Genomic DNA, 24,424 nt, shown 5'->3' on the forward strand with positions numbered 1-24,424 from the left:
CGCCCCCGGACGCTACGCCGAGGGTCCGACGGCTTCCCCGGATGCGAAGACGCCCGGCAGCTCCCCGGTCAGATAGCGTTGCACGGCGGGTCCGACCGCCGCCACGATCGCCTCGGCGGGGGCGGAGGCCAGCGGCTCCACCTTGATCACGTAACGGGCCATGGCGATGCCGACCATCTGGCTGGCGGCCAGGGTGACCCGGAGCCGGCCTTCGGTCTCGTCGAGGCCGAGGCGGGGCACGGCGCGCCGCAGGATCTGGGTGACCACGAATTCGCGGAACAGTTTGGTGGTCCACTCGCTGCCGACCGTGGAGCGCAGCAGGGCGACGCCGGCCGCGCCGCCCGGACCGTCCCAGATCCGCAGGAAGAGCCGGACGAAGCGGTCGCCGACCTCGTCCGGGCCGCCCTCGGTGGCGGCTTCGATCAGTGCCACCGGGTCCATCGGCGCCTGCATCGCGGCCAGGAACAGCTTGTCCTTGGTGCCGAAATAGTGGTGCACCAGTGCGGGGTCCACGCCGGCGCCGGCGGCGATGACACGGATCGAGGCCCCGTCGTACCCCTTGTCGGCGAACGCTTCCCGGGCGGCGTTCAGGATCGACTCGCGGGTGTCCGGGTTGCCGGGCCGCCGCCCGGTCCGTCGTGCCATGGAAAACCTCATCTCCCCGTACGTACGTAGCTGGCGCGCGCTACGACGGTACGCGCGCACCCCCAGCGTGCGACCGCCGCCGACCGCCCCGCGCGACCAGCCCCGGGGCGGGGTCGCCACAGCGGGGCGGCTACCCGCGTACCGCCGCCATCATCTCGTGCGACGGCGCAGCGTCGCGGCACCCAGCCCGAGTGCAACGATGATCGCGCCCAGCACGATGATCAGATCGCGCCACATCGTGCCGGTCGGCTCCGGGTGCACGCCGACCTCGCCGAGCGCCTGCACCGAGTACGACATGGGCAGCACATCGCTGATCCCCTGCAGCCACCCCACCATCCGCTCGCGCGGCACGAACAGCCCGCAGAGCAGCAGTTGCGGCGCCACCACGAGGGGCATGAACTGCACCGCCTGGAATTCGGTGCGGGCGAACGCGCTGCACAGCAGGCCGAGCGCGACGCCGAGCACCGCGTTGGCGACGGCGATCAGCACGACCGGTCCGAGTCCGCCGGCCGCGTCCATGCCGAGGATCCAGTAGGCGAATCCGGCCGCGACCGCCGCCTGCACCGCGGCTGCCGCGCCGAAGGCGATGCCGTAGCCGAAGAGCAGGTCGAGTTTGCCGACCGGGGTGGTGAACAGGCGTTCCAGGGTGCCGCTGGTGCGTTCCCGGAGCATGGCGATCGAGGTGATCAGGAACATCACGATGAACGGGAAGATGCCGAGCATGGTCAGCGCGATGCGGTCGAAGGCGCGGGGCTGCCCGTCGTACATGAAGTAGATCAACGTGATCAGCAGGGTCGGCACGACCACGATCAGGGCGAGGGTGCGCGGGTCGTGCCGCAGCTGGGTGAGGATCCGCCGGATGGTGCTGAGCAGGATCATGCCGACACCCTCTCGTGGGCGCGGATCAGGGTGAGGAAGGCCTGGTCGAGGTCGTCGGTGCCGGCGGACCGTTTGACCGCGGCCGGGGTGTCGTCGGCGATCAGCGTGCCGTCGCGGATCAGCAGCAGCCGGTCGCAGCGGTTCGCCTCGTCCATGACGTGACTGGAGACGAGCACGGTGGCGCCGTCGGCGGCCATCCGGCGCAGGTGCGCCCACAGTTCGTCGCGCAGCACCGGGTCCTGCCCGACCGTGGGCTCGTCGAGGACGAGCAGTTCGGGGCGGCTGACGATGGCGCAGGCCAGCGAGGCGCGGCTGCGCTGGCCGCCGGAGAGGTCGGCGACGAGCTGGCCGGCGGCGGCGGTGAGGCCGACCGTTTCGAGGGCGCGGTCGGCGGCGTCGCGGCCGAGCCGGTGCAGGGCGGCGAAGTAGCGCGCGTTCTCCCGGACGGTGAGGTCGGCGTAGACGCTGGGCGCCTGGGTCAGGTATCCGATCCGGCGGCGCAGGGCGGGGGCGCCGGCCGGGCTGCCGAGGACGGTGACCGTGCCGCCGGCCACCACCTGCACGCCGACGATGGTGCGCATCAGGGTGGTCTTGCCGCTGCCGCTGGGGCCGAGCAGGCCGGTGACGCTGCCGCGCGCGACGGCGCAGGAGAAGCGGTCGAGGACCGTCCTGGGGCCGCGGCGGACGACGAGGTCGTGGACCTCGATCGCGGTGTCCATGGTTCCTCCCAAGAACTCATCAAGTGTTGAACTCAACGCTAGATGAATTCCCGTCCGCGGTCGAGAGGCTATTTCAACGTATGATGAAATCTATCCAGCACGGCGTCCACGTCCTCGTCGGTGAGCTGGCCGAAGTCGTGGTACCAGCGCCCGACCGCGAAGAATTCCGGCGGCGCGCTCAGGCACACCACCCCGTCCGCCTGCCGCGCCACCAGGTCGCGGGCCTCGGGTGCGCAGACCGGCACGGCCAGCAGCAGCCGCACCGGCGCCCGTCCGCGGACCCAGCGCAGCGCGGCCCGCGCGGTCACCCCGGTGGCCAGGCCGTCGTCGACCAGCACCACGACCCGGCCGGTGACCCGCGGGGCCGGGCGCTCACCCCGGTACCGGCGCACCCGACGGGCCAGTTCCTCGCGCTCGACCGCCAGGGTGCCGTCCATCGCCTCCTCGGTGAGCCCGGCATACCGCAGGTTGTCCGGGTCGAACACCGGTGGGCCGTCCTCGGCGACGGCCCCCAGGCCGAATTCCGGGCGGCCCGGCGCACCCAGCTTGCGGACCACCACGATGTCCAACTCGGCGCCGAGCCGCAGCGCGATCGGCGCGGCGACCGGCAGGCCGCCGCGGGGCAGCGCCAGCACCAGCGGGCGGGTCCGGACCGGGCCGACCGCCTCGGCGACCCGCTCGGCCAGGCGCCGGCCGGCGTCCGTCCGATCCCGAAAGATCATCGGAGGTCAGCCCCAGCGGCGGGCCGTGGCGACGTGGTCCAGCGCCGGATGCCGCCGGTAGGGCACCGCGGTCAGGAACGCCCCGAACCACTCCCCCGCCTGTTCGGCGACCGTCTCCAGCGCGCCGGGCTCCTCGAACAGGTGGGTGGCGTCCGGGATGATCCGCAGTTCGGCGTGCACCCGCATGGTGTTGCGGGCCTGCTCGTTGAGTTCCAGCACCGCCTCGTCCCGGCTGCCGACGATCAGCAGGGTGGGCACCAGCACCTCGATCAGGGCCGGGCCGGCCAGGTCGGGCCGGCCGCCGCGGCAGACGATCGAGCGGACCGCCTCGGGCCGGGCCGCGGCCGCGACCAGGGCGGCGGCCGCGCCGGTGCTGGCGCCGAAAAGCCCGAGCGGCAGCGGCGCGGTGGCCGGCTGGGCGCGCAGCCAGTCGACCAGCCCGACCAGCCGGTCGGCGAGCAGTCCGATGTCGAACCGTTGCGGCCGGGTGTCCTCCCGCGTGGTGAGCAGGTCGGCCAGCAGGGTGGCGAAGCCGCGGCGGTGCAGCTCCCGGGCCACCGCACGGTTGCGCGGGCTGTGCCGGGAACTGCCGCTGCCGTGCGCGAAGAGCACCACGCCGGTGGCGTGTTCGGTGAGGGTCAGGTCGGCCTCCAGCCGCACCGGGCCGAGGTCGATCCGTTCCGTGGTGGTCCAGGTGGTCATGGTCGTCCCTTTCTGCGCGGCCGTGGCGCGGCCTGCGATCCGGGGAGTCAGATCCCACCGTACGCGTCCTCAGGTGCCGTGGCGGGCGGCCGATCTGGAGGAGGACGAGTGCCCAGGAGGTTCCGGCCCGATGTCCGTTTCCCGGTTGAACCGTGCCCTGCAGACGCCATCGGTGACACCGGTCCGGCCGTCCGCCCGGGAACGTCACCAGAACGCGCGCGACGACGCCGCTTCGCTCACCGACCGGGACCGGGAACTGATCTACCAGGCCACCGGTCAGCGGATCGGGGACGGCCCGAAGAACGCCGGCTGGATCAACTCGCTGGCGGCGGCGATCGCGGCGGACCGGGCGGCCGGCCGGCTGGCGCCCGGTCAGGAGGTGACCGCGGCCTACCTCAAAGATCTTTCGCGGCGGTACGACCAGGGCGGGACCGGCCGTAACCCGGTGGCCGGATATCTCGAGCCGGCCCTGCGCCACCTGTCCCGGCGCGACGACGGCAACCGCCTGGACGTGACCGCCTAGCCCCGCTGCTGGGTGCGCTCGACCAGGGCGGCGGCGACGTCGCGCAGTTTGCGGTTGGAATCCTGGGACACCCGGGTGAGGATGGCGAACGCCTCGTCGGCGGTGCACCGCCGCTCCCCCATGATGATGCCCTTGGCCTGCTCGATCACCGCCCGGCCCGCCATCGCCGCCTGCATGTGCTGGGCCAGCGTCGCCGTGGTGTCGTACAGGTGGGCGTTGGCCAGGGCGACCGCGGCGTACCGGACGAACGTCTGGGCCAGCGTGATCGCCGCCTCGTCGAAGGCGCCGGCCGCCGCGCCGTAGATGGTGAGCGCCCCGCTGACGTTCTCCACGATCGGCAGCCCGACCGCCAGCACGCTGCCGATGCCGGCCGCGGCGGCGTGCTCGCCCCAGCCGTCCCAGCGCGGCTCGGTGGCGGTGTCCGGGACGTGCACGGTGGTCTTGCCGGCGGCCGCTTCCAGGCTCGGCCCGCGGTCCTGGGCGTACTGCCGCTCGTCGAGCCGCAGCGCGCTCTCGCCGGTCTGCGCCGCGGTGTATGCGGCCCTGTTGCGGACCAACGTGATGGACACCTGCCCGGCGCCGGGCAGGGTCCGCCGGGCCAGGTCGGCGACCCGGTCGAGGACGCCGTTGAGATCGGTCTCACCGAGCTTGATGCGGCCGAGTTCCGTGAAGGCCGCGGCTGATTCGGGCCGGTCGTGCGCCATCAACGTCTGTGTTTCCCCGCAGCGGAGCGGCGGGCCGCCGGTGGCGACTCGCTCTGGGTTAGCCGGTGTCGCTGCCCGGAGAGCCGCAAGGCTCTCGGTCCCGCGCCGCTGCTTGACGCTGGTTCGCCGATGTCGTGCCCGACATCGGCCGCAGGACGTCGATGATACCGAAACTCACCCGGAGATTCGCAGCATGGTGCCGAGTCCGGCGATCAGCAGGACGTCCCGGGCGATCGCCGGGGCGCCCGCCAGCTCCAGGACGTGCCCCTGCGCGTGACCGCGGGCGCGGGCCAGCGCGATCGCGTGCGCCCCCTCGGCGCCGAAGAAGGTGACCCCGCTCAGGTCGCAGGTCACCAGCGGGTAGGCGCCGACGGCGTGGTTCAGCGCCGTGGTCAGCACACCGGCGGTGCCCGCGTCGACCTCACCCTGCACGAGCAGCAGGGCGGAGTCGGCGGTGAGGTGACGGAAGAACACGGTCAGCGGGGGTTCGACGGGCACGCGGCATCCCTCACCGTCGGCAGGCGATGGCACGGGCACGTGGCTTGACCCGTCCTCACCCTAGCCGGTGACAGAGCCGGCGGTGCTCCGCTGATCGGCGCGGCGTGAAACGGGTATGCGGCAACCATGACGCAGGAACCGATGGACCCCACGGTCGCCTTCCGCGAGCTGAGCCGGATCAAACTCGGTGACACCGATCTGGAGGGCGTCCTGGCCACGGTCGCGGATCTGGCGAAGAGGAGCATTCCCGGCGCGTACGAGGTGTCGGTGACCCTGATTCGCGACCGGGGCCCGCACACCGCGGCGAGCACCGGCCCGGCCGCCGACCACATCGACAAGTGGCAGTACGAAATGGGTTCCGGCCCGTGCCTGGACGCCTGCCGGCAGAGCCTCACCCTGCTGGTCGGCGACGTGCGCACGGAGCGCCGCTGGCCCGGCTGGGAGGAGCGGGCCGCCGACGCCGGGGTGAACTGTGCGCTCAGTGTCGGCCTGCCGATCCGGGAACGGGTGGCCGGGGCGCTCAACATCTACGCCGAGACGCCGGAGGCGTTCGACGACGATGCGGTGGTGCTGGCCGAGACGTTCGCCGGGTACGCCGCGGTGGCGCTGGCCAACGCCCACCTGTACGACACCACGGTGACCCTGGCCGGGCACCTGCAGGCGGCGATGGCGGGCCGGGCGGTGATCGAGCAGGCCAAGGGCATCATCATGGGCCAGCGGCACTGCACCGCCGACGAGGCCTTCACGATCCTGTCCCGGGCCTCCCAGGAGTCGAACCGCAAGCTGCGCGACGTCGCCGCCGAGCTGGTCGACCGGGCCCAGCGGCGCTGACCGCCGTCCGGCGGGCGCTGACCGCTGTCCGGCGGGCGCTGACCGCTGTCCGGCGGTGGGCTGCGGCCGATTCCGGCCGCGCTTGCGGTGGTACGCGCGGAAGCCGCCCGCCGCGCTCAGACCGAGCGGTCGAGCAGGTGACGCCAGTGCCGGATCAGCGGCGGCGGGCAGGAGATCTCGGTGACCCCGGCGGCCCGCAGCTGGTCGTGCAGCTGCGGGGTGGGCCGCAGGTCGATCGAGACCTGGCAGGGGATCGAGCGGGTCGCCGCGACCGACGCCGACCACTCGACCAGCTGGGTGATCACGGTGGGCAGCCGGTCGGGCGGGAGCAGGGTGTCGTTGCGGGTGCTGCGGTCCCAGACCAGGGTGTGCTGGGCCAGGTCGCCGCTGCTGATCCGGAGCAGGTGGCAGTCGTCGACCAGGTCGGCGACGGCCAGGGCGGCGGCCGGGGTGGCCACGTCCAGGCCGAGTCGCCAGGCCGGGTCGGCGAGGGCCGCGAAGGCGGAGATCTCGGCGCGCACGGCGACCATCGGGAGGACCACCAGCGGATCGTCGAGGGGGGACGCCGCTATCACCGTACCCAGGAAATCAAGATCTTCCGGGAGCGGGGAGCGGACGCCGCGCCGGCCGAAGGAGGCGGCCGGTGGGCTGCCGGCCGGCTCGTCGAAGTAGCGCACGGCGGGCAGCGGGCGGCCGGAGTCGGCCAGGTGGGCCCAGAGCTGGTCGCGGTCGGCGGCGGACAGCGCGCGCAGATCGTCGGCGCGCAGCGGCGCCCAGCCGTCGGCGAGGTGCCCGGCGTCGCGGGCCTCGGCCGGGCTGGACACCTCGGCGTGCAGGCGTAGGCCGGCGGTGGCCGGGGCGGGCGGCGCGGTGGTGGCCGCGTCGAAGTCGACGACCACCTCGTGACCCAGCCAGCTGTCGTCGACCCGGACTCCGGTGAGCACCGGGACGGGCAGCGCCCACAGCGCGCGGGCCTCCGGCGCGTACGGCGTGACCGGCTCCTCGATGATCACCCCGGACAGCCGCGCGGCCAAGGCGTTGATCAGGTCGGTGTCAGCTTTCTCCAGGTAGAGCAGGACCCGGCCGAAGACGATCTCCTCGACTCCGCTGCGGTCCACCAGCAGGCCGCGGTGCCGGCCGTATCCGTAGGCGATCCCGGGATCATCCATGCGCGAACCTCCGCATCGGACCGTAGACCTATCCCACCGGAATGCGCCACAGCGATCGACCGTCCTGATCGGCTCGGCGGGCGACGGCGCGCAGCCAGAGCAGGGCGATCAGCGAGATCAGGATCAGCCCGCCCCAGGACAGCAGGGTGAACAGGTGCGTCTGGGCGGCGGTCGGCTGCGGCTCGTAGCCCCGCTGCAGCAGCGAATACTGGTACGGCGTGCCGGTCAGCACCAGCGTGACCAGCAGCGCGATGCTGTGCATGCTGTCCCACAGCGCGTGCAGCACGGCCACCCCGAAAAACGACGACAGCAGCCGCCGGGTCATCGCGAAGTGCCGCCGCCCGCTGGCCGAGAAGAGCACCCCGCCCAGGATCGCGGTCCACAGCCCGTGCCCGAGCGGGGCCAGCAGCCCGCGCAGCAACTCGGTCTGGACCAGCTGCATCAGCGACAGGCCGCGCTCGGTGAACAGCGCGGTGAAGGCGTAGCCGGCCGACTCGAACGCGGCGAACCCGAAGCCGACCGAGGCGCCCAGCACCACGCCGTCGGCGGCGTACTTGTGGCGGAGCCGGCGGGTCAGAAACGCCAGCGCGCCGAGTTTCGCCGCCTCCTCGATCAGGCCGACGCCGAGGAAGAAGCCCGGGGACGGGTGCAGCAGGTACGTCTCCAGCAGCGACGCCGCGAGCACCCCGAGCACCCCGCCGGTGATGAACGTGCTGAACAGCAGCTCGGCGGTGACCTCGCCGCTGTGCCGGCGGCTGAACGCCCAGAGCACGAAGGTGACCGGCACCAGGAAGCTGCCCAGCAGCACCAGCGTGGGGATCAGGTTCGGGTTGCCGGTGACCAGGGTGACCACCACGGTGAGCAGCCAGAGCAGCAGCCCGGTGAGGAAGACCCGCAGCCAGGTGCGCCGCCGGGGTGGTGCCGCCGCTTGGTACATCTCAGGCCTCCCGCGCAGGTGTCAGCGGAGCCGGGGTACCCACCCCGGGCTCCGCCAACACTGCTCGCGGTCAGTGCCTGGTGTAAATGAGGCCGAGCTTGTCCACTTCGTCCCCGGCCCGGCCGTGGAAGCCGGCGATCTGCCAGCCGGTGGGCGCGGTCCGGGTGACACAGTCCGCGGTGGTGGTGCCGCCGGCCAGGGTGTTGCCCCGGTTGGTGGTGAACTTCGCGGAGAAGATCCTGGTGTGTGAGTTGTACACGCCACGGCACAATTGGGCGCTGGTCACGTACTCGCCGTCGCCCAGGGTCAGCGTCTTCAGGGTGCCGCCGGTCCCGCCGTGCGGGCCGATCCGGTCCACCCGGGATCCGGCGCGCAGGCTGATCGAGGACAGCGGGCCGGCCGTGTCGACGTCGTCGAAGTAGTCGCCGTGTGGGCCGCCGAACTGTTCGCTGAACTGGTACGCGGGATTGGTGGACCAGTTCAGGTTCACGCTGACCGGGTCGTGGTCGGAGAGCATCAGCCCGCCGGCGTCGAGGAACGCGGCGTGCTCGTTGTGGTACGCGGTGGCGTTCAGCGTGATGAACCTGCTGCCGCGGTAGAGGACCTTGTCGACCACCTCGCAGGAGTCGTCGGAGCAGAGGATCGGGTCCGCGCCCTTGGCCGGGGCCACCCCGCCGCGCTCCAGCGTGACCCAGGCGTCGGTGAGGCCGTTGTTCGCCACGAAGTCGGCGATGGTGTCGCCGTCCCGCGTGTAGCGGGTGTTGGTGTCGCCGAACACCAGCACCGCGTTGCCCGGGGAGTGGCTGCCGATGAAGGTGGTCAGCTGGCTCAGGTTGGCGGCGCGCGAGGCCAGGTCGCCGGCGTTGGTGCCGGCGTTGGCGTGCAGGTTGTACACGTCGACGTAGACGCCCTCGGCCAGCCGGACCCGCTGGAAGGTGAAGCCCTTGGGGGTCAGGCAGTCACCGGAGTCGTACTGGCACGAGGTCCAGCGGTCCCGCTCGAAGTCGTCGGTGTCGTAGGCGTACTTCGAGAGGGTGTTCAGGCCGGAGCCGATGCCCGCCCCGCCACTGGTCGGGGTGCGGTAGGCGTGGGTGTCCGCGGCGTACAGGTAAGCGTGGAAGTTGAAGTCCTCCTGCACGTTGACCAGGTCGTATCCGGCGATCCGCGACCCGATCGCGGTAGTCGAGGTGGCCCGGTCGGTGTCGGCGCTGGACAGGATGTCGGGGAGCCCGGCGATGTTGTAGGAAAGAATCTTGAGAGTGCCACCGGTGGCTCCAGCGGCAGCTGCGGGTGCGGGGATCACGGCGGGGACCGCAAGCAAGGCGGCCAGCAAGGCTGTCTTGTACACGAGCGCGACGCTAAGGCCATCATCGATGAAAAGAAACCGCGGCTACTCGTCGGTAGCATGATGTTCACGCTAACACTCGCGGGTGTTCGCGTCCCGGCCGGAACGCGCACCGAAGCTGCTCGGCATGCCCATGATCTCCCGCCGGACAATCTTCAAGGCGTCCGCCGCCGGTCTGCTCGCGACCCAGCTCCGCGCCCTGCCGGCCGAGGCCGCCACCGGCACCGGCTTCGTCGACGGCTACCGGACGAACGTCATCGCGAACCTGACCACCGACACCAACGCCGCGGTCCGCATCCTGTCCGGCTTCCAGAAGGTCTGGGCCACCGGCGCCGCCTGGAACACCGGCACCGTGCTGGACGAGGCGTTCCTGCGCGCCAGCATGCGCTACGTCACCAGGGTCACCGCGGAGCGCACCGACGCGGAGGCGGCCAAGGCGTTCCTCGTCGACCGGCAGCACCAGAGCTACTCGGTGATCGCCGGCCTCGGCCCGCTCGCCGATCTGTACCGGGCCGGCGCGCTCGCGGTCACCAGCATCACCTCGGCGCCGGCCACCACCCCGGCTGGCACGATCAGCGACTCGGTCCCGGCCGGCTCCCCGGCCGGCGCGGCCACCGGCGCCGGTTCCACCAGCTCGGCGCTCGGCAAGGTCGCCACCCTGGTCAACACGCTGCGCGGCAACTACTCCTCGGGCAACCCGTCGAAGTACGCCTACCAGTACCCGCGCCCGTGGCGGCTGACCGAGCAGAGCCGGGTCGCCGACACCGGCGCGGTGGACGAGTTCGGCTACCCGGTCTACGACTCGCCGGTCAAGGTGGCGCCGGCGCTGCTGCGCCAGCGGAGCACCAGCCCGGCCGACGACGCCGGCTACGTCAGCGGGCACACCAACGCGCTGTTCCTGGCCGCGCTGGCCTACGCGTACGCGGTGCCGGAGCGCTTCCAGGAGCTGGTCACCACGGCGTACGACCTGGCCGACACCCGGATCGTGGCCGGCATGCACTCACCGGTCGACGTGATCGGCGGCCGGATCCTGGCCACCGCGCTGGCCGCCGCGATCCTGCGCGACCCGGCGAACGCGACGATCAAGGCGGAGGCGCGGGCCCAGGCGCTCGCCTACTTCCAGGAGAAGACCGGCACCCGGGATCTCTTCGGGTACGCCCATGACCCCGCCGACCGTAAGGCGAACGCGGCGATCGTGCGGCACAAGCACACGTACGACCTGCCGGCGCACGGCAAGCGGGTCCCGGTGACCGTCCCGGACGGCGCCGAGGTGCTGCTGGAGACCCGGCTGCCCTACCTGGACGCCGCGCAGCGCCGCGAGGTGCTCCGGACCACCGGCCTGACTTCGGGCCACCCGATCCTGGACGGCCCGGAGCAGTGGGGCCGGCTGAACCTGTTCGCCGCCGCCGACGGTTACGGCGCGTTCGACCAGACCGTGGCGGTCACCCTGGACGCCGCGCTCGGCGGGTTCCACGCGGCCGACGCCTGGCGCAACGACATCGCCGGCCGGGGCGGCCTGGTCAAGCTGGGCAGCGGCACGCTGACCCTGTCCGGCGACAACGACTACCGCGGCGGCACCACGGTCGCGCAGGGCACCCTGGTCGCGGCCGCCCCCACCGCGCTGGGCCGCGGCGACGTGACCGTGTCCGGCGGCGTCCTGGTCGCCGGACAGGTCACGGTGCACGGGTCGTACCGGCAGAGCGGTGGTGTCCTCGCGGTCGTCGCCGACCCGGAGGGCAAGCCGGCGCTGACCGTGTCCGGCGACGCCACGGTGGGCGGCACGCTGCGGATCGCGGTGCCGCCGGCGTTGCGCCACGATGCCCCGATCCCGGTCCTGACGGCCGGTTGCCTGCGCGGCCGGTTCGCGTCCGTGGTCGTCGACACCCCCGCCTTCCGCGCCGACCTGGTCACCCACGGTGACACCATCGCGGTGCGGCTGCGCGCGGCCTGACTCCCATCGACGGCGGGGCACTGTCCGAAAAGTTGTGGCGGCCTTGACAAACGTCAATCCCCGGACCTTTCATGTGTCTCGGAGGTAACACGATGACCATGCGCCAGAAGTGCCTCGCCGTCGCCGCCGCCGCACTGGCCCTGGTCACCGCGCTGAGCGCGCCGGCCTCCGCCGCACCGGCCACCTGCGCGGCGCCGACGCCCAGCACCACCCACCCCGGCTACCTCGTCTTCGACCCGGCCTGCGACGTCTCCGGGGCGCCGTTCACCCCGCTCACCGACGCGTCCGGAAAGGCGATCTCGAAGATCTACACCGGGATCCGGGACGGCGCGGCGTACCGGGTCGAGGTGCCGCTGCGGTGGAACGGCAAGCTGGTCGTCTACGCGCACGGCTACCGCGGCACCGGCACCGTGGTCTACGTCGACAACCCCGCGCTGCGCGCGCACTACCTGCAGACCGGGTACGCGTGGGCCGCCTCCAGCTACGCCACCAACGGGTACGACGTGGGCCAGGGCGTCCGCGACTCGTACGCGATGATCGACACCTTCCGCGCGGCCACCGGCCACCGCGCCCGCTCGGTGATCATGAGCGGCGCGTCGATGGGCGGCCAGGTGACCGCGGTGGCGATCGAACGGTTCCCGCACGCCTTCGCGGCGGCCATGCCGTACTGCGGCGTGCTCGGCGACACCAGGCTCTACGACTACTTCCTGGACGCGAACGTGACCGCGGCGGCGCTGGCCAGAGTGAAGATCGACTTCCCGCTCACCCCGGCCGCCGACTACCCGGCGCAGTGGCATGCCCAGGTCGGCCGGATCACCGCGGCGCTCGGCGTCAAGGTGGGCAGCGCTCCGGCGCTCACGCCGGCCGGGAAGATCTGGTCCGACGTGGTGGAGCGGCGCACCGGCGGCGAGCGGCCCGGCTTCGACTCGGCCTTCGCCTACTGGAACGCGGCGCCATCGCTGGCTCCGCTGAGTGACCTGCCGTTCCTGTTCGGCCTCTACCCGGGCCTGACCGGTGGCACCGGCGGGATCGCGCCCGGCAACGTCACCGACAACCAGTTCACCTTCTACCGGGCCGACGACTACCCCTGGCCGAGCTTCGCCGAGCTGCGGCTCAACGCCGACGTGCTGCGGGTGCGGCACACCGCGACCGGCGACCCGGGGCTGTCCGGCATCCCGCGGGTGGAGGGCCGGCCGACCATCCCGGTGCTGTCCCTGCACGACGTCGGCGACCTGTTCGTCCCGTTCGCGATGGAGCAGGACTACGCGCTGCGGGCCGCCCGCAACGGCCGGGCCGGGCTGTTCGTCTCTCGGGCCATCCGCGGCGTCGGGCACTGCGACTTCACCGAGGCCGAGCTGGCGCAGGGCTTCGACGACCTGACCCGCTGGGTGCGCACCGGGCAGCGGCCGGCCGGCGACGCGATCCTGGACCGCCGGCAGGTGGCCGCCGACTCGTTCGGCTGCCGGTTCACCAACGGCGCGCACCCCACCTTCATCGCTGCGGTGTGCCCGGCGCAGAGCGTCCCGGCCCCGGCGCCGGACCCGTCGCGGAGGTGAGGACGACCTCCTCCAGCAGCCCGCGGAAGGCACGGGCGGCCGGGGACTCGGCCCCGGACAACCGCTGCGCGGTGAAGATGGTCCGGCGCGGGCTCCCGGCCGGCGCCAGCAGCCGGCACGACGGCGTCCGCCCGGCCCAGACCAGGTCCGGGATCAGGGCGACCGCGTTGCCGGTCTCCACCAGGCGGATGTGCGCCTGCAGGTCGGCCGTCTCGTAGCGGACGTCCGGCTCGAAACCGGCCCGCCGGCACAGCTGCTCGGCGAAGTGCCGGGAGGCGGCCCCGCGCGGCTCCATCACCCACGGCATGTGCCGGGCGGTGTCCAGCGAGTCGACCGGGTGCAGCGACTCGGCCTCGGCCGGCAGCGCGAGGCGGATCGCGTCGGTGGTCAGATCGCGGCGATCCAGGCCCGGATGGTGCGGGGCCGCGTGTGCGGGGTATTGCTCAGCGATGACCATGTCGAAGTCCCGCGCCCAAGTCTCGCGCAGGGCCTCCTCGGGCTCCCGCTGGACCATCTCGACGCGTACGTCGGGAAACCGGGCCGCCGCGAGGCGCAGGGCGGCCGGCATGAAGGCGAGCGCCGCGGACTGGAAGACCGCCACCCGGACCGCCCCGGTGACCCGGGTGGCCGCCGCCTGCAGCCGGGCCTCGGCCCGCTCCAGGGTGTCCAGCACCTCGTCGACCGACGCGACCAGCACCTCGGCCTGCGGGGTGAGCCGGACCCGGCGGCCGGCCTTGCGCAGCAGCACCGTGCCGGTCTCCCGTTCCAGCTGGCTGAGCTGCTGGCTGACCGCGGACGGGGTGAAGTTGAGCGCCTCGGCGACGGCGGCCAGGGTGCCCCGGATGGCCAGCTCACGCAACAGGATCAGGCGGCGGATCTCCAGCATCCGCATACGTTAGCGCAGCTTAACGATACCAATCACTAAGCATCGCTTTTCCTAACCGGATGCCGGACCGCAGACTCAAGCTGAAACCGGAAGGAGCATCCCGATGTCTGAGATCGCCGAAGAGACGATCGCCCTCGTGCGCCGATGGCTGGGCGAAGCCGCGACCGTCCCGGTCGGCGGCTCGGCGGCACAGTTGGCCGGCCTGCTGCGCGACCCGAAAGGGCTCGCGTTCGCGGTCGGCTTCGTCGACGGCGTGGTCCGTCCCGAGGACCGCCGGGTCAGCGCCCGCGCCCTGAACGCGCTGGCCGGTGACGTCCCGGCGTTCCTGCCCGCCCACCTCAAGGCCGCGGTCAAGCTGGGCGGCGCGCTCGCCCCGATCATGCCCGGCGTGGTGGTGCCGCTGGCCCGGCGGGCGCTGCGGCAGATGGTCGGTCACCTGATCGTCGACGCCACCGACAGGCGGCTCGGTCGCGCCATCCGCAAAATCCGCAAGCGCGGCGTACGCCTCAACGTCAACCTGCTCGGCGAGGCGGTCCTCGGCCGGGGGGAGGCCTCGCGCCGGCTCTCCGAGACCGAGCGGCTGCTGGCCCGCCCCGACGTCGACTACGTGTCGATCAAGGTGTCGTCGACCGTGGCGCCGCACAACCCGTGGGCGTTCGACGAGGCCGTCGACGACATCACCGAGAAGCTGCTCCCCCTATTCACCCTGGCCGCGCGGACCGGCAAGTTCGTGAACCTGGACATGGAGGAGTACAAGGACCTCGACCTGACCGTCGCGGTCTTCACCCGGCTGCTGGACCGGCCCGACCTGCTGGGCCTGTCGGCCGGCATCGTGCTGCAGGCCTACCTGCCGGACGCGCTGAGCGCGATGATGCGGTTGCAGGTCTGGTCCGCGGCACGGCGCGAGCGCGGCGGCGCCGACATCAAGGTGCGCCTGGTCAAGGGCGCGAACCTGCCGATGGAGCGGGTCGAGGCGGCGGTGCACGGCTGGCCGGTGGCGACCTGCGACAGCAAGCAGGCCACCGACACCAACTACAAGCGGGTGCTGCGGTACGCGTTGCATCCCGACCGGATCCGCAACGTGCGCGTCGGGGTCGCCGGGCACAACCTGTTCGACGTCGCCTACGCGTGGACCCTGGCCGGGCAGCGCGGGGTGCGCGACGGCATCGAGTTCGAGATGCTGCTCGGGATGGCCGAGGGCCAGGCCGAAGCGGTCCGGCGGGACGTCGGCGGGCTGCTGCTGTACACGCCGGTGGTCCGGCCGGAGCAGTTCGACGTGGCGATCGCCTACCTGATCCGCCGCCTCGAGGAGGGCGCCAGCTCGGACAACTTCATGTCCGCGGTGTTCGAGCTGCACCACGACAGTGCGCTGTTCGAGCGGGAGAAGCAGCGCTTCCTCGCGTCCCTCGCGGACCTGGACGACACCGTGCCGGCGGCGCACCGGGTCGCCGACCGGTACGCGGCGGTGCCGCATTCGGCGCCGGGGCACTTCGAGAACACCCCGGACACCGACCCGGCGGTGGCCTCGAACCGCACCCGGATGCGATCGTTGCTGGCCCGGGTGCCGTCGTCCCGGCTGGGTCTCGACCTGCGCCGGATCGACTCGGCCGCCGAGTTGGACACCACCCTGGAGAAGGCCGCCGCCGCGAATTGGGGCGGCGCCGACCGCCGCGCGGTCCTGCACCGGGTCGGCGACGCCCTGGAGGCGCACCGCGACCTGCTGCTCGAGGTGATGGCGGCCGAGGCCGGCAAGACCATCGACCAGGCCGACCCGGAGGTCTCCGAGGCGGTCGACTTCGCCCACTACTACGCCGAGCTGTCGGCCCGGCAGATCGACGGCGCCACCCCGGTCCCGGCCCGGCTGACCCTGGTCACGCCGCCGTGGAACTTCCCGGTCGCGATCCCGGCCGGCTCGATGCTGGCCGCCCTGGCCGCCGGCTCCGCGGTGGTGCTCAAGCCGGCCGGACCCGCCGAACGCTGCGGTGCCGTGCTGGCCGGCATCGTCCGCGACGCCCTGGCCGCGGCCGGCGCCGACCCGGACCTGGTCACCCTGCTGCAGGTCGACGAGGCCGGGCTGGGCCGCGAGCTGGTCGCCCACCCGCTGGTCGACCGCGTCATCCTGACCGGCGCGTACGAGACCGCCGAGCTGTTCCGCTCGTTCCGCGCCGACCTGCCGCTGCTGGCCGAGACCTCCGGCAAGAACGCGATCATCGTGACCCCGAGCGCCGACCTGGACCTCGCCGTCAAGGACGTGGTCTCGTCCGCGTTCGGGCACGCCGGGCAGAAGTGCTCGGCCGCCTCGCTGGTCGTGCTGGTCGGCTCGGTCGCCAGGTCCGCCCGGTTCCGCACCCAGCTGCTCGACGCGGTCTCCTCGCTGGAGGTCGGCCCGCCCACCGAGCCGCGCACCCAGGTCGGCCCGCTGGTCGAGCCGGCCGCCGGCAAGCTGCTCGACGGGCTGACCACGCTCGGCGCCGGCGAGAGCTGGCTGCTGGCGCCGCGCAAGCTGGACGAGAGCGGACAGCTGTGGAGCCCGGGGATCCGGGACGGGGTCCGCCGCGGCTCGGCGTACCACCGCACCGAGTACTTCGGGCCGATCCTCGGGATCATGACGGCGGACACCCTGGACGAGGCGATCGACCTGGTCAACGAGGTCGACTACGGGCTCACCTCCGGCCTGCACTCGCTCGACGCGGGCGAGGTGCGCACCTGGCTGGACCGGGTCCAGGCCGGTAACCTCTACGTCAACCGGGGAATCACCGGCGCGATCGTGCGGCGGCAGCCGTTCGGCGGCTGGAAGAAGTCCGCGGTCGGCGCCGGCACCAAGGCCGGCGGGCCCCACTACCTCACCGGGTTGAGCGGTTGGGCGCCGGCTCCGGCGACGGCCTCGACCGACATCGACAATGCGGCGGTACGCACGTTGCTCACCGCCGCCGCGGCGCACCTCACCGCCGACGAGGTGGCGTCGGTGACCCGTGCCGCGCGCAGCGACGCGGCGGCCTGGGCGGCGTCGTTCGGCCGCGCCGAGGACGTGTCGGCGCTGGGCGTGGAGCGCAACGTGCTGCGCTACCTGCCCACCCCGGTGACCGTCCGCCTCGCGGCCGGTGCCCCGCTCGCCGGCCTGGTCCGCGTCGTCGCGGCGGCGAAGCTCGCCGGGGCGCCGATCCAGGTGTCGACAGCCGAGGCGACGCGGCTGTTCCCGGAGGCCACGGTCGAGCCGGACGCCGCGTTCGCGGCCGGGCTGGCCGGGGTCTCGCGGGTACGCCTGATCGGCGGCTCGGCCGGTGACCTGGCGACCGCCACCGGCGGACGTCCCGACCTGGCCGTGTGGGCCGGGCCGGTGGTCGAGGCCGGCGAGGTGGAACTGCTGCCGTTCCTGCGTGAGCAGGCGGTCAGCATCACCGCGCACCGCTTCGGCAACCCGCTGCCGATGGCCGCCGAGGTGCTCTAGACGATAGTGAAGCCGGGCGGGAGCTGCTCCCGCCCGGTCAGCGCGCGCAGCAGCGGGACACCGGCGCCGATGCCCAGGCCGGTGCGGGTGGCCAGGATCAGCGACTCGGCGAGCACCTCGACCGGCAGGTCGAACTCCACGCCGGTGGCCGCCGCCGCGTCCAGCCCGTGCACCACCAGCTCGAAGGTGCGGGTCGGGATCCAGTCGCGGACCCGCATGCCGCCGGCCGCGCTGGTGATCACGTCGTCGTCGCGGACCTGGGACAGCGCCTCGGTGGCCCGGCCGATCAGCGTCGACACGTGCCCGGCCGGATCGTCGCCGAGCAGCTCCCCCGAGGCCTTCGCGTCCTCGGCCGAGGCGGCATGGGCGGCGGCGACGAGCTCCTCGGGGGCGGAGCGGGCGTACGCGAAATAGCCCTCCGCGGTGGCCACCTCGACCTGCGGCGCCGGGGCGGCCAGCACCTTCGGCACCTGACGCAGCGCCGAGCTCACCGTGTGGCCGAGCAACTCGCGCAGCGTCCAGTCGCCGAGACCGGGCTCGTCCAGTCTTCCGGCCGGGAGGTCGGCGACCAGCCCGGCGTAGGCGATCGCGGCGGAACGGAACGTGCGACGGAAATCCATCTCACCAATCTGCCAGATCCGCCCGTGGCGGGAACGCGGCGATCTCCGCGGCCCAGTCCCCGGCCGCCTGGACCAGATGGTCGCTGGTGACCTCCATCCGGATCCGGTGCACCCGGCCCCGCCCGCTGCCGGGCAGCCAGGGTGGCAGCGTCTCCTGCGCGAAGGTCACCTCCAGCAGCTCCACCCCCGGCCCACCGTGCCGCCGGCGGAACGCCACGTTCGGCTCGATGAACTCCAGCTCGCCGGTCCCGGCCTCGTCGTGCAGCCAGCCGGCCAGCTCGATCGCCTCGGCCACGAGCAGGCACGGCACCTCGGTCTGCCAGGTGTGCCCGTCCCGGCCGGCCGCCGCCACCTCGACGGTCAGCCAGTCCTCCCGCGGACCGTCGGGCTCGGACTCGAACTCGTAGCGGACCGGTCGCATCCGCAGCCACCCGCCGGTCTCCGAAGCGATCTGCACAACACCATCCTCCCCGTCCCGCCGGATCGCCGGGTACCGTTCGGCCGTGCTCCTACCCCTTCCGCCCGGTGACTTCCAGGCCTACCTGTTCGACTGCGACGGCACCATCACCGACTCCATGCCGGTGCACTTCCAGGCCTGGCAGGACGCGCTGGCCGAGTACGAGTGCGAGTTCCCGCAGGACCTGTTCTACGCGTGGGGTGGCCGGCCGTGCGCCGACATCGTCGCCGACCTGAACGCGCGGCAGGGCCTGAGCATGCCGGTCGCCGCGGTCGCCGAGCGGCAGGAGTCGCTGTTCCGGGCCGGGCTGCCCAGCATGCGCGCGGTTCCCGGCGTTCTCGCGCACATCGAGGAGTCGTACGGCCGACTGCCGTTCGGGGTGGTCTCCGGCAGCACCCGGCCAGCGGTGATCGACTCGCTGCTGGCGCTCGGCCTGCTCGACCGCTTCCCGGTGCTGGTCTGCGCCGGCGACTACACCCATCCGAAGCCGCACCCCGAGCCGTACCTGCTGGGCGCGCGGCGGCTCGGCGTGGATCCGGCCCGCTGTCTCGCCTTCGAGGACACCGAACTGGGGGTACGTGCGGCGCAGGCGGCCGGGATGGCTGTCGTCCGCGTCCCCCCGCCGTGGGAACGTTAGATCATGAACGATTTCGCGGAGATCCCCCCGACGACGCTCGCCGACGTGCTCGGCCGCGGCCAGGTGATGGACATCGGTGTGCGCCCGCTGTGGACGCCGGTGCCCCGGGTGGCCGGACCGGCGTTCACCGTGCGCTGCGAGCCCGGTGACAACCTGATGCTGCACGCCGCGATCTACCGGGCCGAGCCCGGCTCGGTGATCGTGGTCGAGTCCGGCGACCTGGACTACGCGCTGGCCGGCGGCAACGTGTGCGCGGTCGCGCACCGGCGCGGGGTGGCCGCGTTCGTGCTGGACGGGCTGATCCGCGACCTGGGCGAGGTGCGGGAGATCGGCTTCCCGGTGTTCGCGCGCGGGGTGATCCCGATCCCCGGCACGAAGGAGAAGGTCGGCACGCACGGGGAGACGGTCCGCTGCGGCGGGGTGAGCGTGCGGGCCGGGGACATCGTGGTGGCCGACGAGGAGGGGATCGTCGTGGTCCCGGCCGACCGGCAGGCCGCGGTGCTGACCGACTCCCGGGCCCGGCTGGCCAAGGAGGCCGCCGAGACGCTCGACGACTGGGAGCGGGCACACCGCGCCAAGATCGAGAAGGCGCTCGGCTAGTCACCAGCGGTTGCGGGCCTCCTCCGCCCAGCCGGTCAGGCCGTCAAGGTCGATCTTGCGGCCGTCGGAGGCCCGCGCCCAGCCGGAGAACCGGCCGAAACACTGGTGGGTCTCGCCGGCCAGCACACCCAGGTTGGTCTTGGCGACCCGCTCGTGGAACGGTTCGAAGGTGGCGTCGACGCCGTCCCCGGTGATCCGCCACGGCTTCAGCCAGTCGGTGCGGTCGTACTCCCAGCGCAGATCCGCGCCGATCTTGTGCAGCCGGCCCTCCTCGAAGACCGCGTTCTCGGTGGTGCCGGTGCCGTCGGTCCACTTGCCGCCCAGCGAGACGGCCCGGTCCGCGTCCGCGCCGGCCGCCCAGTTCCAGGTCACCGAGTACGGCCAGCGGCCCCGGCCGTGATCGAGGGTGGCATGGGACCCCTGCGCCGGGACGATGTGCTCCACCCCCTTGACCACCAGGCGGCCGTGCACCGGGCGGCCGACGTCCTTCACCGTGTACTGGAAACGGGTGCGGCTCCAGGCGACCACGACACCGAGCGCGTCCCGGTCCTCGACGGCCGGCATGGTCAGGTCGACCTCCAGGTCACGGGCTCGGGCCCGCACCGACGTACCGTCGAAATCCTGCGCGATCTCGATGCTGAGGCCGCCGCCGGAAGCCGTCACCCGCCCCGATCCGCTGCGGTCCGGCAGGACCGCGCCCCGGGCCAGCGGCACCGTCGCGTCCACCGCGATCTCCCGCCCGCTGACCCGGTCCAGCAGGTAGAGGCTGTGCACGCCGGCGTAGTCCAACGACGAGGCGACCACCCCGAGGATGTGCGCCGGGGTGACCACGCCCCAGTGCTCCCAGCGCTTGTTGCGGCCCCAGCCGCGCAGGTTGGCGCGGTGCAGCGGCTTGCGGCTCCAGCCGACGGCCGCCGGGTTGAGACGCCCGTCCGGGAGGCACAGGTCGACCGGTGCGGTGATCTGGATCTCGTGGGTCACGCGCGCAGGTTACCGCCGAGTCACCCTCGGGTTTTCCGCACCCTCCTCGCGTCCCCCTGTTCGTCCCGCCGTTCGTCCACCCGTTCGCCCACCCTTTCGTCCACCGGATGACCCGGCTTCACCCACCCGCTGGTCCGGGTCGTCTCGTTCACCGGGTCGACGCGGGCCGGCCGCCGGGTCGGCGCGCTCGCCGGCGAGCATCTCAAACGCGCCCACCTGGAGCTGGGCGGCAACTCGGCGATGATCGTGCTGGACGACGCGGACGTCGACCGGGCGGTCGCGGCGGCGTCCTTCGGGTCGTACTTCCACCAGGGCCAGATCTGCATGACGACCGGGCGGCACCTGGTGCACGAGCGGCTCTACGACGACTTCGTGGACCGGCTCGCCGCCAAGGCCGCGGCGCTGCCGGTCGGCGACCCGGCCCGGCAGCCGGTGGTGCTCGGCCCGATCATCGACACCGGGCAGCGCGACAGGATCCACGGCCTGGTGACCGGCTCGGCGGCCGGCGGGCGCGGGTCGCGGCCGGCGGGACGTACGAGCGGCTGTTCTATGCGGCGACCGTGCTGGCGGACGTCACGCCGGACACCCCTGCCTTCACCGAGGAGATCTTCGGCCCGGTCGCGCCGGTGCTGCGGTTCCGCGACGCCGAGGAGGCGGTCCGGCTGGCCACCGCCACCGAGTACGGACTCTCGCTGGGCATCGTCACCCGGGACGTGATGCGCGGCCTGGCCCTCGCCGACCGGATCCCGACCGGCATCGTGCACATCAACGACCAGACCGTCAGCGACGAGGCGAACAGCCCGTTCGGCGGGGTCGCGGCCTCCGGCACCGGCTCCCGCTTCGGCGGCGCGGCGGCCAACATCGAGGCGTTCACCGAGACCCGCCGGGTGACGGTTCGCGACGAACCACCGGCCTATCCCTTCTGACGACCGTTCACGACCGGGCGCCGGTCGGTCACCGCCGGTTCCTCCCGATCGGCAATGTCGCGGTACGCCGCCGGCGCCGCACCGCGTCGCCGGGCAGCTCCACAGCGTTCCCTCAGCTAGTTCTCAACCGGGCGCGTCACAGTGGGTACACCACCCCGGCACCTGGAGGAACCCATGCTTCTCGGCCTCGTCAGCCTGCTCCTGCTGATCGTGCAGGTCCTGCTGATCGCCCGCGCGGTGCTGGACTGGAGTGTCGTCCTGGCCGGCCCGGCCATGCCCGGCTCCCTGCGATCCCGCGCCTACGGCGCCGTGTTCGCGGCCACCGAGCCGATCCTCGCCCCGATCCGCCGCCTGATCCCGCCGCTGCGCGCCGGCGGCATGTCGATCGACCTGTCCTTCCTCATCGTCTTCTTCGTCATCAGCCTGCTGCGCAACTTCCTCTGACCGCGCCGGCCGCGAGCCCCGCTTGCCGGCCGCGAGGCCGGCCGCGAGCCCCGCTTGCCGGCCGCGAGCCCCCTCTGCCGGCCGCGAGCTCCATTTCCGGCCGCGAGCTCCCATTTCCGGCCGCGAGCCCCCTTTTGCCGGCCGCGAGCCCCGTTCGCCGGCCTCGGCAGCGTTCGTGCCGGCCGACCCGACAGAAATGCGCCGCCCGGGTGGACCCGGGCGGCGCATCGTCGTGACCCCGGCGGAGTCCTACAGCAGGACGGTGATGGAGTCGGCGCGGCTGCCGTCGAGGGGGGTGGTGACCTCGCAGAAGCGCCACTTCTTGTCGGCGCCCCGGATCAGCGAGACGCGGACCGTGGTGGACCTGAGCTCCGGCAGGTAGGAGATGATCTGCGTCTTCTTGGCGGTCGTCCGCTGGGTCAGGGCCTCGGCCGGGCGGCTCACCTGCATGTCCAGCATGGTCTGATCGCCGAGTGACGCGGCGCCGGCGGACGCGGCCGGCGACGGATACTGCATGCCGGTCACCACCGGCAGCGCCGTGGTCACGTAGGCGCCCTGGTCGACCAGCGACTGGGTCTCGTGGATGAGGTCGTTGGCGGCCGCGCAGCCCGGCACGGCGATCCGGTCGACCAGCGACGGGTCCGGGTTCGCGATCAGCCACTGACCGTATTTGACCAGGGAGGCCACCACCACCGGCAGGTTGGTGCCGGTGTTCGACAGGCCGGGCGCGGAGCTGGTCGGCACCGTCGGGGTCTGCAGGAACGTGCTGGTCGGACCGGGCGACACGGTCGGCGACACGGTCGCCGTGGTCGAGGCGAAGGCCGCACACCCGGTCAGCGCGCAGGCCGAGGCGAGCACGGCGGTGAGTCGCAGGGCACGACGGGGGGTCGGCTGCATGGATGTTCCTCCGGTTCCGGGATTCGCGAAGTCACCCGGTCGGTCGCCGGCGCCCCGGCTTGAGGAATCGACCCGTCCCGCACCCGCCCCGCCACCACCCCACCACCCCACCACCCCGGCCGACACCGCCGATCCGCAGCCGTCCCCGCCGGCGTCGTCCTGCCCGGGCGCGGCCGGGCTGCCGCTACTGGGCGGCCGCTACGGGACGGCCGGGGCGGGGCGGCCGGGGCGGGGCGGCCGGGGCGGGGCGGCCGGGGCGGGGCGGCCGGGGCGGGGCGGCCGGGGCGGGGCTCAGGTGAGGTGGGTGGCGGCGAACGTGAGGGCCTGAGTGTCGAAGTAGGTCCGGCCGCCGTCGTGACCGTCCCACTCGAAGACCTCGATCTCCTTCTCTCCGCGCAGCTCGTTGTAGGCGGCGAAGACGCCGGAGGGCGGGCAGACCTGGTCCATCAGGGCGGTGGAGAACAGGGCCGGGGCGGTCACCGTCCGGGCCAGGTTGACCACGTCGAAGTGGTCGAGGGTGGCGAAGGTCTGTTCCGCCCGGTCCGGGTTGGCCCGCAGGAACTGGACGATCTCCTGGAACGGGAAGCTGTCCGAGATGGTGACCGCGCGACGGATGTCGCAGAGGAACGGCACCCCGGCGACCACCGCGCCGACCCGGTCCGGGACCAGGCCGGCGGCCGCGATGGACAGCGCGCCACCCTGGCTCTTGCCGGTGGTGACCAGGCGGGACGCGTCGACGCCGGGGAGCTCGGCGGCGGTTTCGACGGCGCGGGCCGCGTCGGTGAACAGGCGGCGGTAGTACGCGGTCTCCGGCGAGCGGGCGCCGCGCGTCAGGTAGCCGGGCGCGGCCGGGCCGGCCCCGTCCCCGTCGACGTCCGGGGTGGCGCCGCCGCGCCAGTTGCCGCCCTGCCCCCGGGTGTCCATGATCAGGTGGGCGTAGCCGGCGGCGGACCAGAGGAGCCAGTCGACCGGGAGGCCGCGGCCACCGCCGTACCCGATGAATTCGACCGCGATCGGCAGCGGCTCCGCAGCGCCGGCCGGGACGTTGAGCCACGCCTTGATCGGCTGCCCGGCGTAGCCGGTGAAGGTGACGTCGTACGTGGTGACCGCGCGCAGCGGGGTGTCGACCTCGGTGATCTCGGCGGGGCGGGCGGCGCTGCGCGCCTCGTCGAGGGTGCGGGCCCAGAAGTCGTCGAAGCCGGGCGGTGGCGGGGTGGCCGAACGGTAGGTCCGCAACTCGGCCAGCGGGAGATCAAAATGCGCCATGATCGCCACGCTAGGGCGGAAGTCCGCGGAAACAAAGGGTCGGTCTTGGCGGAACCCGGCGTTCCGTGCACGATGGTCGCC

Annotated in this window: 25 protein-coding genes and 1 pseudogene; 10 read left to right on the forward strand and 16 right to left on the reverse strand. The window is 73.0% G+C overall.

Going from position 1 to position 24,424, the window contains the following annotated elements; translation table 11 throughout:
- Positions 1-12 precede the first annotated feature (12 nt).
- The 5 genes from ACSP50_RS26720 to ACSP50_RS26740 all read right to left on the reverse strand — a co-directional run bounded on the left by ACSP50_RS26720 (position 13) and on the right by ACSP50_RS26740 (position 3,667).
- Positions 13-645, reverse strand: a complete 633-nt coding sequence (locus ACSP50_RS26720) for a TetR family transcriptional regulator (protein ID WP_014692418.1) — start codon at positions 643-645, stop codon at positions 13-15.
- A 150-nt stretch (positions 646-795) separates the two neighbouring features.
- Positions 796-1,524 carry an ABC transporter permease gene (locus ACSP50_RS26725; protein ID WP_014692419.1) on the reverse strand — a complete coding sequence of 243 codons (729 nt, stop codon included), beginning with the start codon at positions 1,522-1,524 and terminating at the stop codon, positions 796-798.
- The gene (locus tag ACSP50_RS26730; protein WP_014692420.1) at positions 1,521-2,243 is read right to left on the reverse strand and encodes an ABC transporter ATP-binding protein; all 723 of its coding nucleotides are present in this window, start codon (positions 2,241-2,243) and stop codon (positions 1,521-1,523) included. The genes ACSP50_RS26725 and ACSP50_RS26730 overlap by 4 nt, the downstream gene beginning before the upstream one ends.
- Before the next feature lie 68 nt (positions 2,244-2,311).
- Complete coding sequence (locus ACSP50_RS26735) at positions 2,312-2,965, reverse strand: phosphoribosyltransferase (protein WP_014692421.1); 654 nt, start codon at positions 2,963-2,965, stop codon at positions 2,312-2,314.
- Positions 2,966-2,971: 6 nt separating this feature from the next.
- Positions 2,972-3,667, reverse strand: a complete 696-nt coding sequence (locus tag ACSP50_RS26740) for a dienelactone hydrolase family protein (RefSeq protein WP_014692422.1) — start codon at positions 3,665-3,667, stop codon at positions 2,972-2,974.
- A 130-nt stretch (positions 3,668-3,797) separates the two neighbouring features.
- Here ACSP50_RS26740 and ACSP50_RS26745 point away from each other — a divergent pair, with 130 nt between their 5' ends.
- Entirely contained in the window at positions 3,798-4,190 is a 393-nt protein-coding gene (locus ACSP50_RS26745; protein ID WP_014692423.1) for a hypothetical protein, read from the forward strand.
- On the opposite strand, the gene ACSP50_RS26750 is transcribed toward ACSP50_RS26745, so the two are convergent.
- Positions 4,187-4,894 (reverse strand): GAF and ANTAR domain-containing protein, encoded by a 708-nt coding sequence (locus ACSP50_RS26750; protein ID WP_014692424.1) that lies wholly within the window; start codon positions 4,892-4,894, stop codon positions 4,187-4,189. The genes ACSP50_RS26745 and ACSP50_RS26750 overlap by 4 nt on opposite strands.
- A 174-nt stretch (positions 4,895-5,068) precedes the next feature.
- The gene (locus ACSP50_RS26755) at positions 5,069-5,392 is read right to left on the reverse strand and encodes an STAS domain-containing protein (protein WP_014692425.1); all 324 of its coding nucleotides are present in this window, start codon (positions 5,390-5,392) and stop codon (positions 5,069-5,071) included.
- A 126-nt stretch (positions 5,393-5,518) separates the two neighbouring features.
- Here ACSP50_RS26755 and ACSP50_RS26760 point away from each other — a divergent pair, with 126 nt between their 5' ends.
- Positions 5,519-6,223 (forward strand): GAF and ANTAR domain-containing protein, encoded by a 705-nt coding sequence (locus ACSP50_RS26760; RefSeq protein ID WP_043512257.1) that lies wholly within the window; start codon positions 5,519-5,521, stop codon positions 6,221-6,223.
- A 116-nt stretch (positions 6,224-6,339) separates the two neighbouring features.
- On the opposite strand, the gene ACSP50_RS26765 is transcribed toward ACSP50_RS26760, so the two are convergent.
- The 3 genes from ACSP50_RS26765 to ACSP50_RS26775 all read right to left on the reverse strand — a co-directional run bounded on the left by ACSP50_RS26765 (position 6,340) and on the right by ACSP50_RS26775 (position 9,677).
- On the reverse strand, positions 6,340-7,392 hold the full coding sequence (locus tag ACSP50_RS26765) for a putative PEP-binding protein (RefSeq protein ID WP_014692427.1): 1,053 nt from the start codon (positions 7,390-7,392) through the stop codon (positions 6,340-6,342).
- A 28-nt stretch (positions 7,393-7,420) separates the two neighbouring features.
- Positions 7,421-8,329 carry a PrsW family intramembrane metalloprotease gene (locus ACSP50_RS26770; RefSeq protein WP_014692428.1) on the reverse strand — a complete coding sequence of 303 codons (909 nt, stop codon included), beginning with the start codon at positions 8,327-8,329 and terminating at the stop codon, positions 7,421-7,423.
- A gap of 70 nt (positions 8,330-8,399) precedes the next feature.
- On the reverse strand, positions 8,400-9,677 hold the full coding sequence (locus ACSP50_RS26775) for a jacalin-like lectin (protein WP_014692429.1): 1,278 nt from the start codon (positions 9,675-9,677) through the stop codon (positions 8,400-8,402).
- A gap of 124 nt (positions 9,678-9,801) precedes the next feature.
- Here ACSP50_RS26775 and ACSP50_RS44885 point away from each other — a divergent pair, with 124 nt between their 5' ends.
- Together ACSP50_RS44885 and ACSP50_RS26785 are read left to right on the forward strand one after the other, a co-directional pair.
- Positions 9,802-11,625 carry a phosphatase PAP2 family protein gene (locus ACSP50_RS44885; protein ID WP_099344169.1) on the forward strand — a complete coding sequence of 608 codons (1,824 nt, stop codon included), beginning with the start codon at positions 9,802-9,804 and terminating at the stop codon, positions 11,623-11,625.
- Positions 11,626-11,717: 92 nt separating this feature from the next.
- Positions 11,718-13,181 carry a S9 family peptidase gene (locus ACSP50_RS26785; protein WP_014692431.1) on the forward strand — a complete coding sequence of 488 codons (1,464 nt, stop codon included), beginning with the start codon at positions 11,718-11,720 and terminating at the stop codon, positions 13,179-13,181.
- Here the strand turns inward: ACSP50_RS26785 and ACSP50_RS26790 are convergent.
- Positions 13,117-14,067: a LysR family transcriptional regulator gene (locus ACSP50_RS26790; protein WP_043515484.1), complete on the reverse strand. Its 951-nt coding sequence runs from the start codon at positions 14,065-14,067 to the stop codon at positions 13,117-13,119. The genes ACSP50_RS26785 and ACSP50_RS26790 overlap by 65 nt on opposite strands.
- Positions 14,068-14,170: 103 nt before the next feature.
- Here ACSP50_RS26790 and ACSP50_RS26795 point away from each other — a divergent pair, with 103 nt between their 5' ends.
- Positions 14,171-17,515 (forward strand): proline dehydrogenase family protein, encoded by a 3,345-nt coding sequence (locus ACSP50_RS26795; protein WP_014692433.1) that lies wholly within the window; start codon positions 14,171-14,173, stop codon positions 17,513-17,515.
- On the opposite strand, the gene ACSP50_RS26800 is transcribed toward ACSP50_RS26795, so the two are convergent.
- Positions 17,512-18,135, reverse strand: a complete 624-nt coding sequence (locus ACSP50_RS26800) for a maleylpyruvate isomerase N-terminal domain-containing protein (RefSeq protein WP_014692434.1) — start codon at positions 18,133-18,135, stop codon at positions 17,512-17,514. The two genes, ACSP50_RS26795 and ACSP50_RS26800, sit on opposite strands and share 4 nt — an antisense overlap.
- Before the next feature lies 1 nt (position 18,136).
- Positions 18,137-18,592 (reverse strand): hypothetical protein, encoded by a 456-nt coding sequence (locus tag ACSP50_RS26805; RefSeq protein WP_014692435.1) that lies wholly within the window; start codon positions 18,590-18,592, stop codon positions 18,137-18,139.
- Between the two features lie 46 nt (positions 18,593-18,638).
- On the opposite strand from ACSP50_RS26805, the gene ACSP50_RS26810 reads away from it, so the two are divergent.
- Positions 18,639-19,229: an HAD family phosphatase gene (locus ACSP50_RS26810; RefSeq protein ID WP_014692436.1), complete on the forward strand. Its 591-nt coding sequence runs from the start codon at positions 18,639-18,641 to the stop codon at positions 19,227-19,229.
- A 3-nt stretch (positions 19,230-19,232) separates the two neighbouring features.
- Complete coding sequence (locus ACSP50_RS26815; protein ID WP_014692437.1) at positions 19,233-19,829, forward strand: RraA family protein; 597 nt, start codon at positions 19,233-19,235, stop codon at positions 19,827-19,829.
- Here ACSP50_RS26815 and ACSP50_RS26820 read toward each other — a convergent pair whose 3' ends face one another.
- On the reverse strand, positions 19,830-20,810 hold the full coding sequence (locus ACSP50_RS26820) for a DUF2804 domain-containing protein (protein ID WP_014692438.1): 981 nt from the start codon (positions 20,808-20,810) through the stop codon (positions 19,830-19,832).
- A gap of 129 nt (positions 20,811-20,939) precedes the next feature.
- Between ACSP50_RS26820 and ACSP50_RS44665 the strand changes: the two are divergent.
- The 3 genes and pseudogenes from ACSP50_RS44665 to ACSP50_RS26830 form a co-directional block, all read left to right on the forward strand.
- Positions 20,940-21,251, forward strand: a pseudogene (locus ACSP50_RS44665) (aldehyde dehydrogenase family protein); the annotation flags it as partial.
- 119 nt (positions 21,252-21,370) lie between these two features.
- The gene (locus tag ACSP50_RS44670; RefSeq protein WP_014692439.1) at positions 21,371-21,736 is read left to right on the forward strand and encodes an aldehyde dehydrogenase family protein; all 366 of its coding nucleotides are present in this window, start codon (positions 21,371-21,373) and stop codon (positions 21,734-21,736) included.
- 174 nt (positions 21,737-21,910) lie between these two features.
- Positions 21,911-22,180, forward strand: coding sequence for a YggT family protein (locus tag ACSP50_RS26830; protein ID WP_014692440.1), 270 nt, complete (start codon positions 21,911-21,913; stop codon positions 22,178-22,180).
- Between the two features lie 249 nt (positions 22,181-22,429).
- On the opposite strand, the gene ACSP50_RS26835 is transcribed toward ACSP50_RS26830, so the two are convergent.
- Complete coding sequence (locus ACSP50_RS26835) at positions 22,430-23,077, reverse strand: hypothetical protein (RefSeq protein WP_014692441.1); 648 nt, start codon at positions 23,075-23,077, stop codon at positions 22,430-22,432.
- A gap of 291 nt (positions 23,078-23,368) precedes the next feature.
- The gene (locus ACSP50_RS26840; RefSeq protein WP_014692442.1) at positions 23,369-24,343 is read right to left on the reverse strand and encodes an acetylxylan esterase; all 975 of its coding nucleotides are present in this window, start codon (positions 24,341-24,343) and stop codon (positions 23,369-23,371) included.
- Between the last annotated feature and the right edge of the window lie 81 nt (positions 24,344-24,424).

This window comes from Actinoplanes sp. SE50/110 (assembly GCF_900119315.1).
Taxonomy (GTDB): domain Bacteria; phylum Actinomycetota; class Actinomycetes; order Mycobacteriales; family Micromonosporaceae; genus Actinoplanes.

What these genes read in the sequence shown, in the direction of transcription:
- ACSP50_RS26730 (WP_014692420.1), bottom strand. Translation starts at nt 2,243, where the DNA reads ATGGACACCGCGATCGAGGTCCACGACCTCGTCGTCCGCCGCGGCCCC.
- ACSP50_RS26790 (WP_043515484.1), bottom strand. Translation starts at nt 14,067, where the DNA reads ATGCTGGAGATCCGCCGCCTGATCCTGTTGCGTGAGCTGGCCATCCGG.
- ACSP50_RS26785 (WP_014692431.1), top strand. Translation starts at nt 11,718, where the DNA reads ATGACCATGCGCCAGAAGTGCCTCGCCGTCGCCGCCGCCGCACTGGCC.
- ACSP50_RS26750 (WP_014692424.1), bottom strand. Translation starts at nt 4,894, where the DNA reads ATGGCGCACGACCGGCCCGAATCAGCCGCGGCCTTCACGGAACTCGGC.
- ACSP50_RS26835 (WP_014692441.1), bottom strand. Translation starts at nt 23,077, where the DNA reads ATGCAGCCGACCCCCCGTCGTGCCCTGCGACTCACCGCCGTGCTCGCC.
- ACSP50_RS26770 (WP_014692428.1), bottom strand. Translation starts at nt 8,329, where the DNA reads ATGTACCAAGCGGCGGCACCACCCCGGCGGCGCACCTGGCTGCGGGTC.
- ACSP50_RS26840 (WP_014692442.1), bottom strand. Translation starts at nt 24,343, where the DNA reads ATGGCGCATTTTGATCTCCCGCTGGCCGAGTTGCGGACCTACCGTTCG.
- ACSP50_RS26740 (WP_014692422.1), bottom strand. Translation starts at nt 3,667, where the DNA reads ATGACCACCTGGACCACCACGGAACGGATCGACCTCGGCCCGGTGCGG.
- ACSP50_RS26830 (WP_014692440.1), top strand. Translation starts at nt 21,911, where the DNA reads ATGCTTCTCGGCCTCGTCAGCCTGCTCCTGCTGATCGTGCAGGTCCTG.
- ACSP50_RS26800 (WP_014692434.1), bottom strand. Translation starts at nt 18,135, where the DNA reads ATGGATTTCCGTCGCACGTTCCGTTCCGCCGCGATCGCCTACGCCGGG.
- ACSP50_RS26795 (WP_014692433.1), top strand. Translation starts at nt 14,171, where the DNA reads ATGTCTGAGATCGCCGAAGAGACGATCGCCCTCGTGCGCCGATGGCTG.
- ACSP50_RS26815 (WP_014692437.1), top strand. Translation starts at nt 19,233, where the DNA reads ATGAACGATTTCGCGGAGATCCCCCCGACGACGCTCGCCGACGTGCTC.
- ACSP50_RS26735 (WP_014692421.1), bottom strand. Translation starts at nt 2,965, where the DNA reads ATGATCTTTCGGGATCGGACGGACGCCGGCCGGCGCCTGGCCGAGCGG.
- ACSP50_RS26760 (WP_043512257.1), top strand. Translation starts at nt 5,519, where the DNA reads ATGACGCAGGAACCGATGGACCCCACGGTCGCCTTCCGCGAGCTGAGC.
- ACSP50_RS26745 (WP_014692423.1), top strand. Translation starts at nt 3,798, where the DNA reads ATGTCCGTTTCCCGGTTGAACCGTGCCCTGCAGACGCCATCGGTGACA.
- ACSP50_RS26720 (WP_014692418.1), bottom strand. Translation starts at nt 645, where the DNA reads ATGGCACGACGGACCGGGCGGCGGCCCGGCAACCCGGACACCCGCGAG.
- ACSP50_RS44885 (WP_099344169.1), top strand. Translation starts at nt 9,802, where the DNA reads ATGCCCATGATCTCCCGCCGGACAATCTTCAAGGCGTCCGCCGCCGGT.
- ACSP50_RS26725 (WP_014692419.1), bottom strand. Translation starts at nt 1,524, where the DNA reads ATGATCCTGCTCAGCACCATCCGGCGGATCCTCACCCAGCTGCGGCAC.
- ACSP50_RS26765 (WP_014692427.1), bottom strand. Translation starts at nt 7,392, where the DNA reads ATGGATGATCCCGGGATCGCCTACGGATACGGCCGGCACCGCGGCCTG.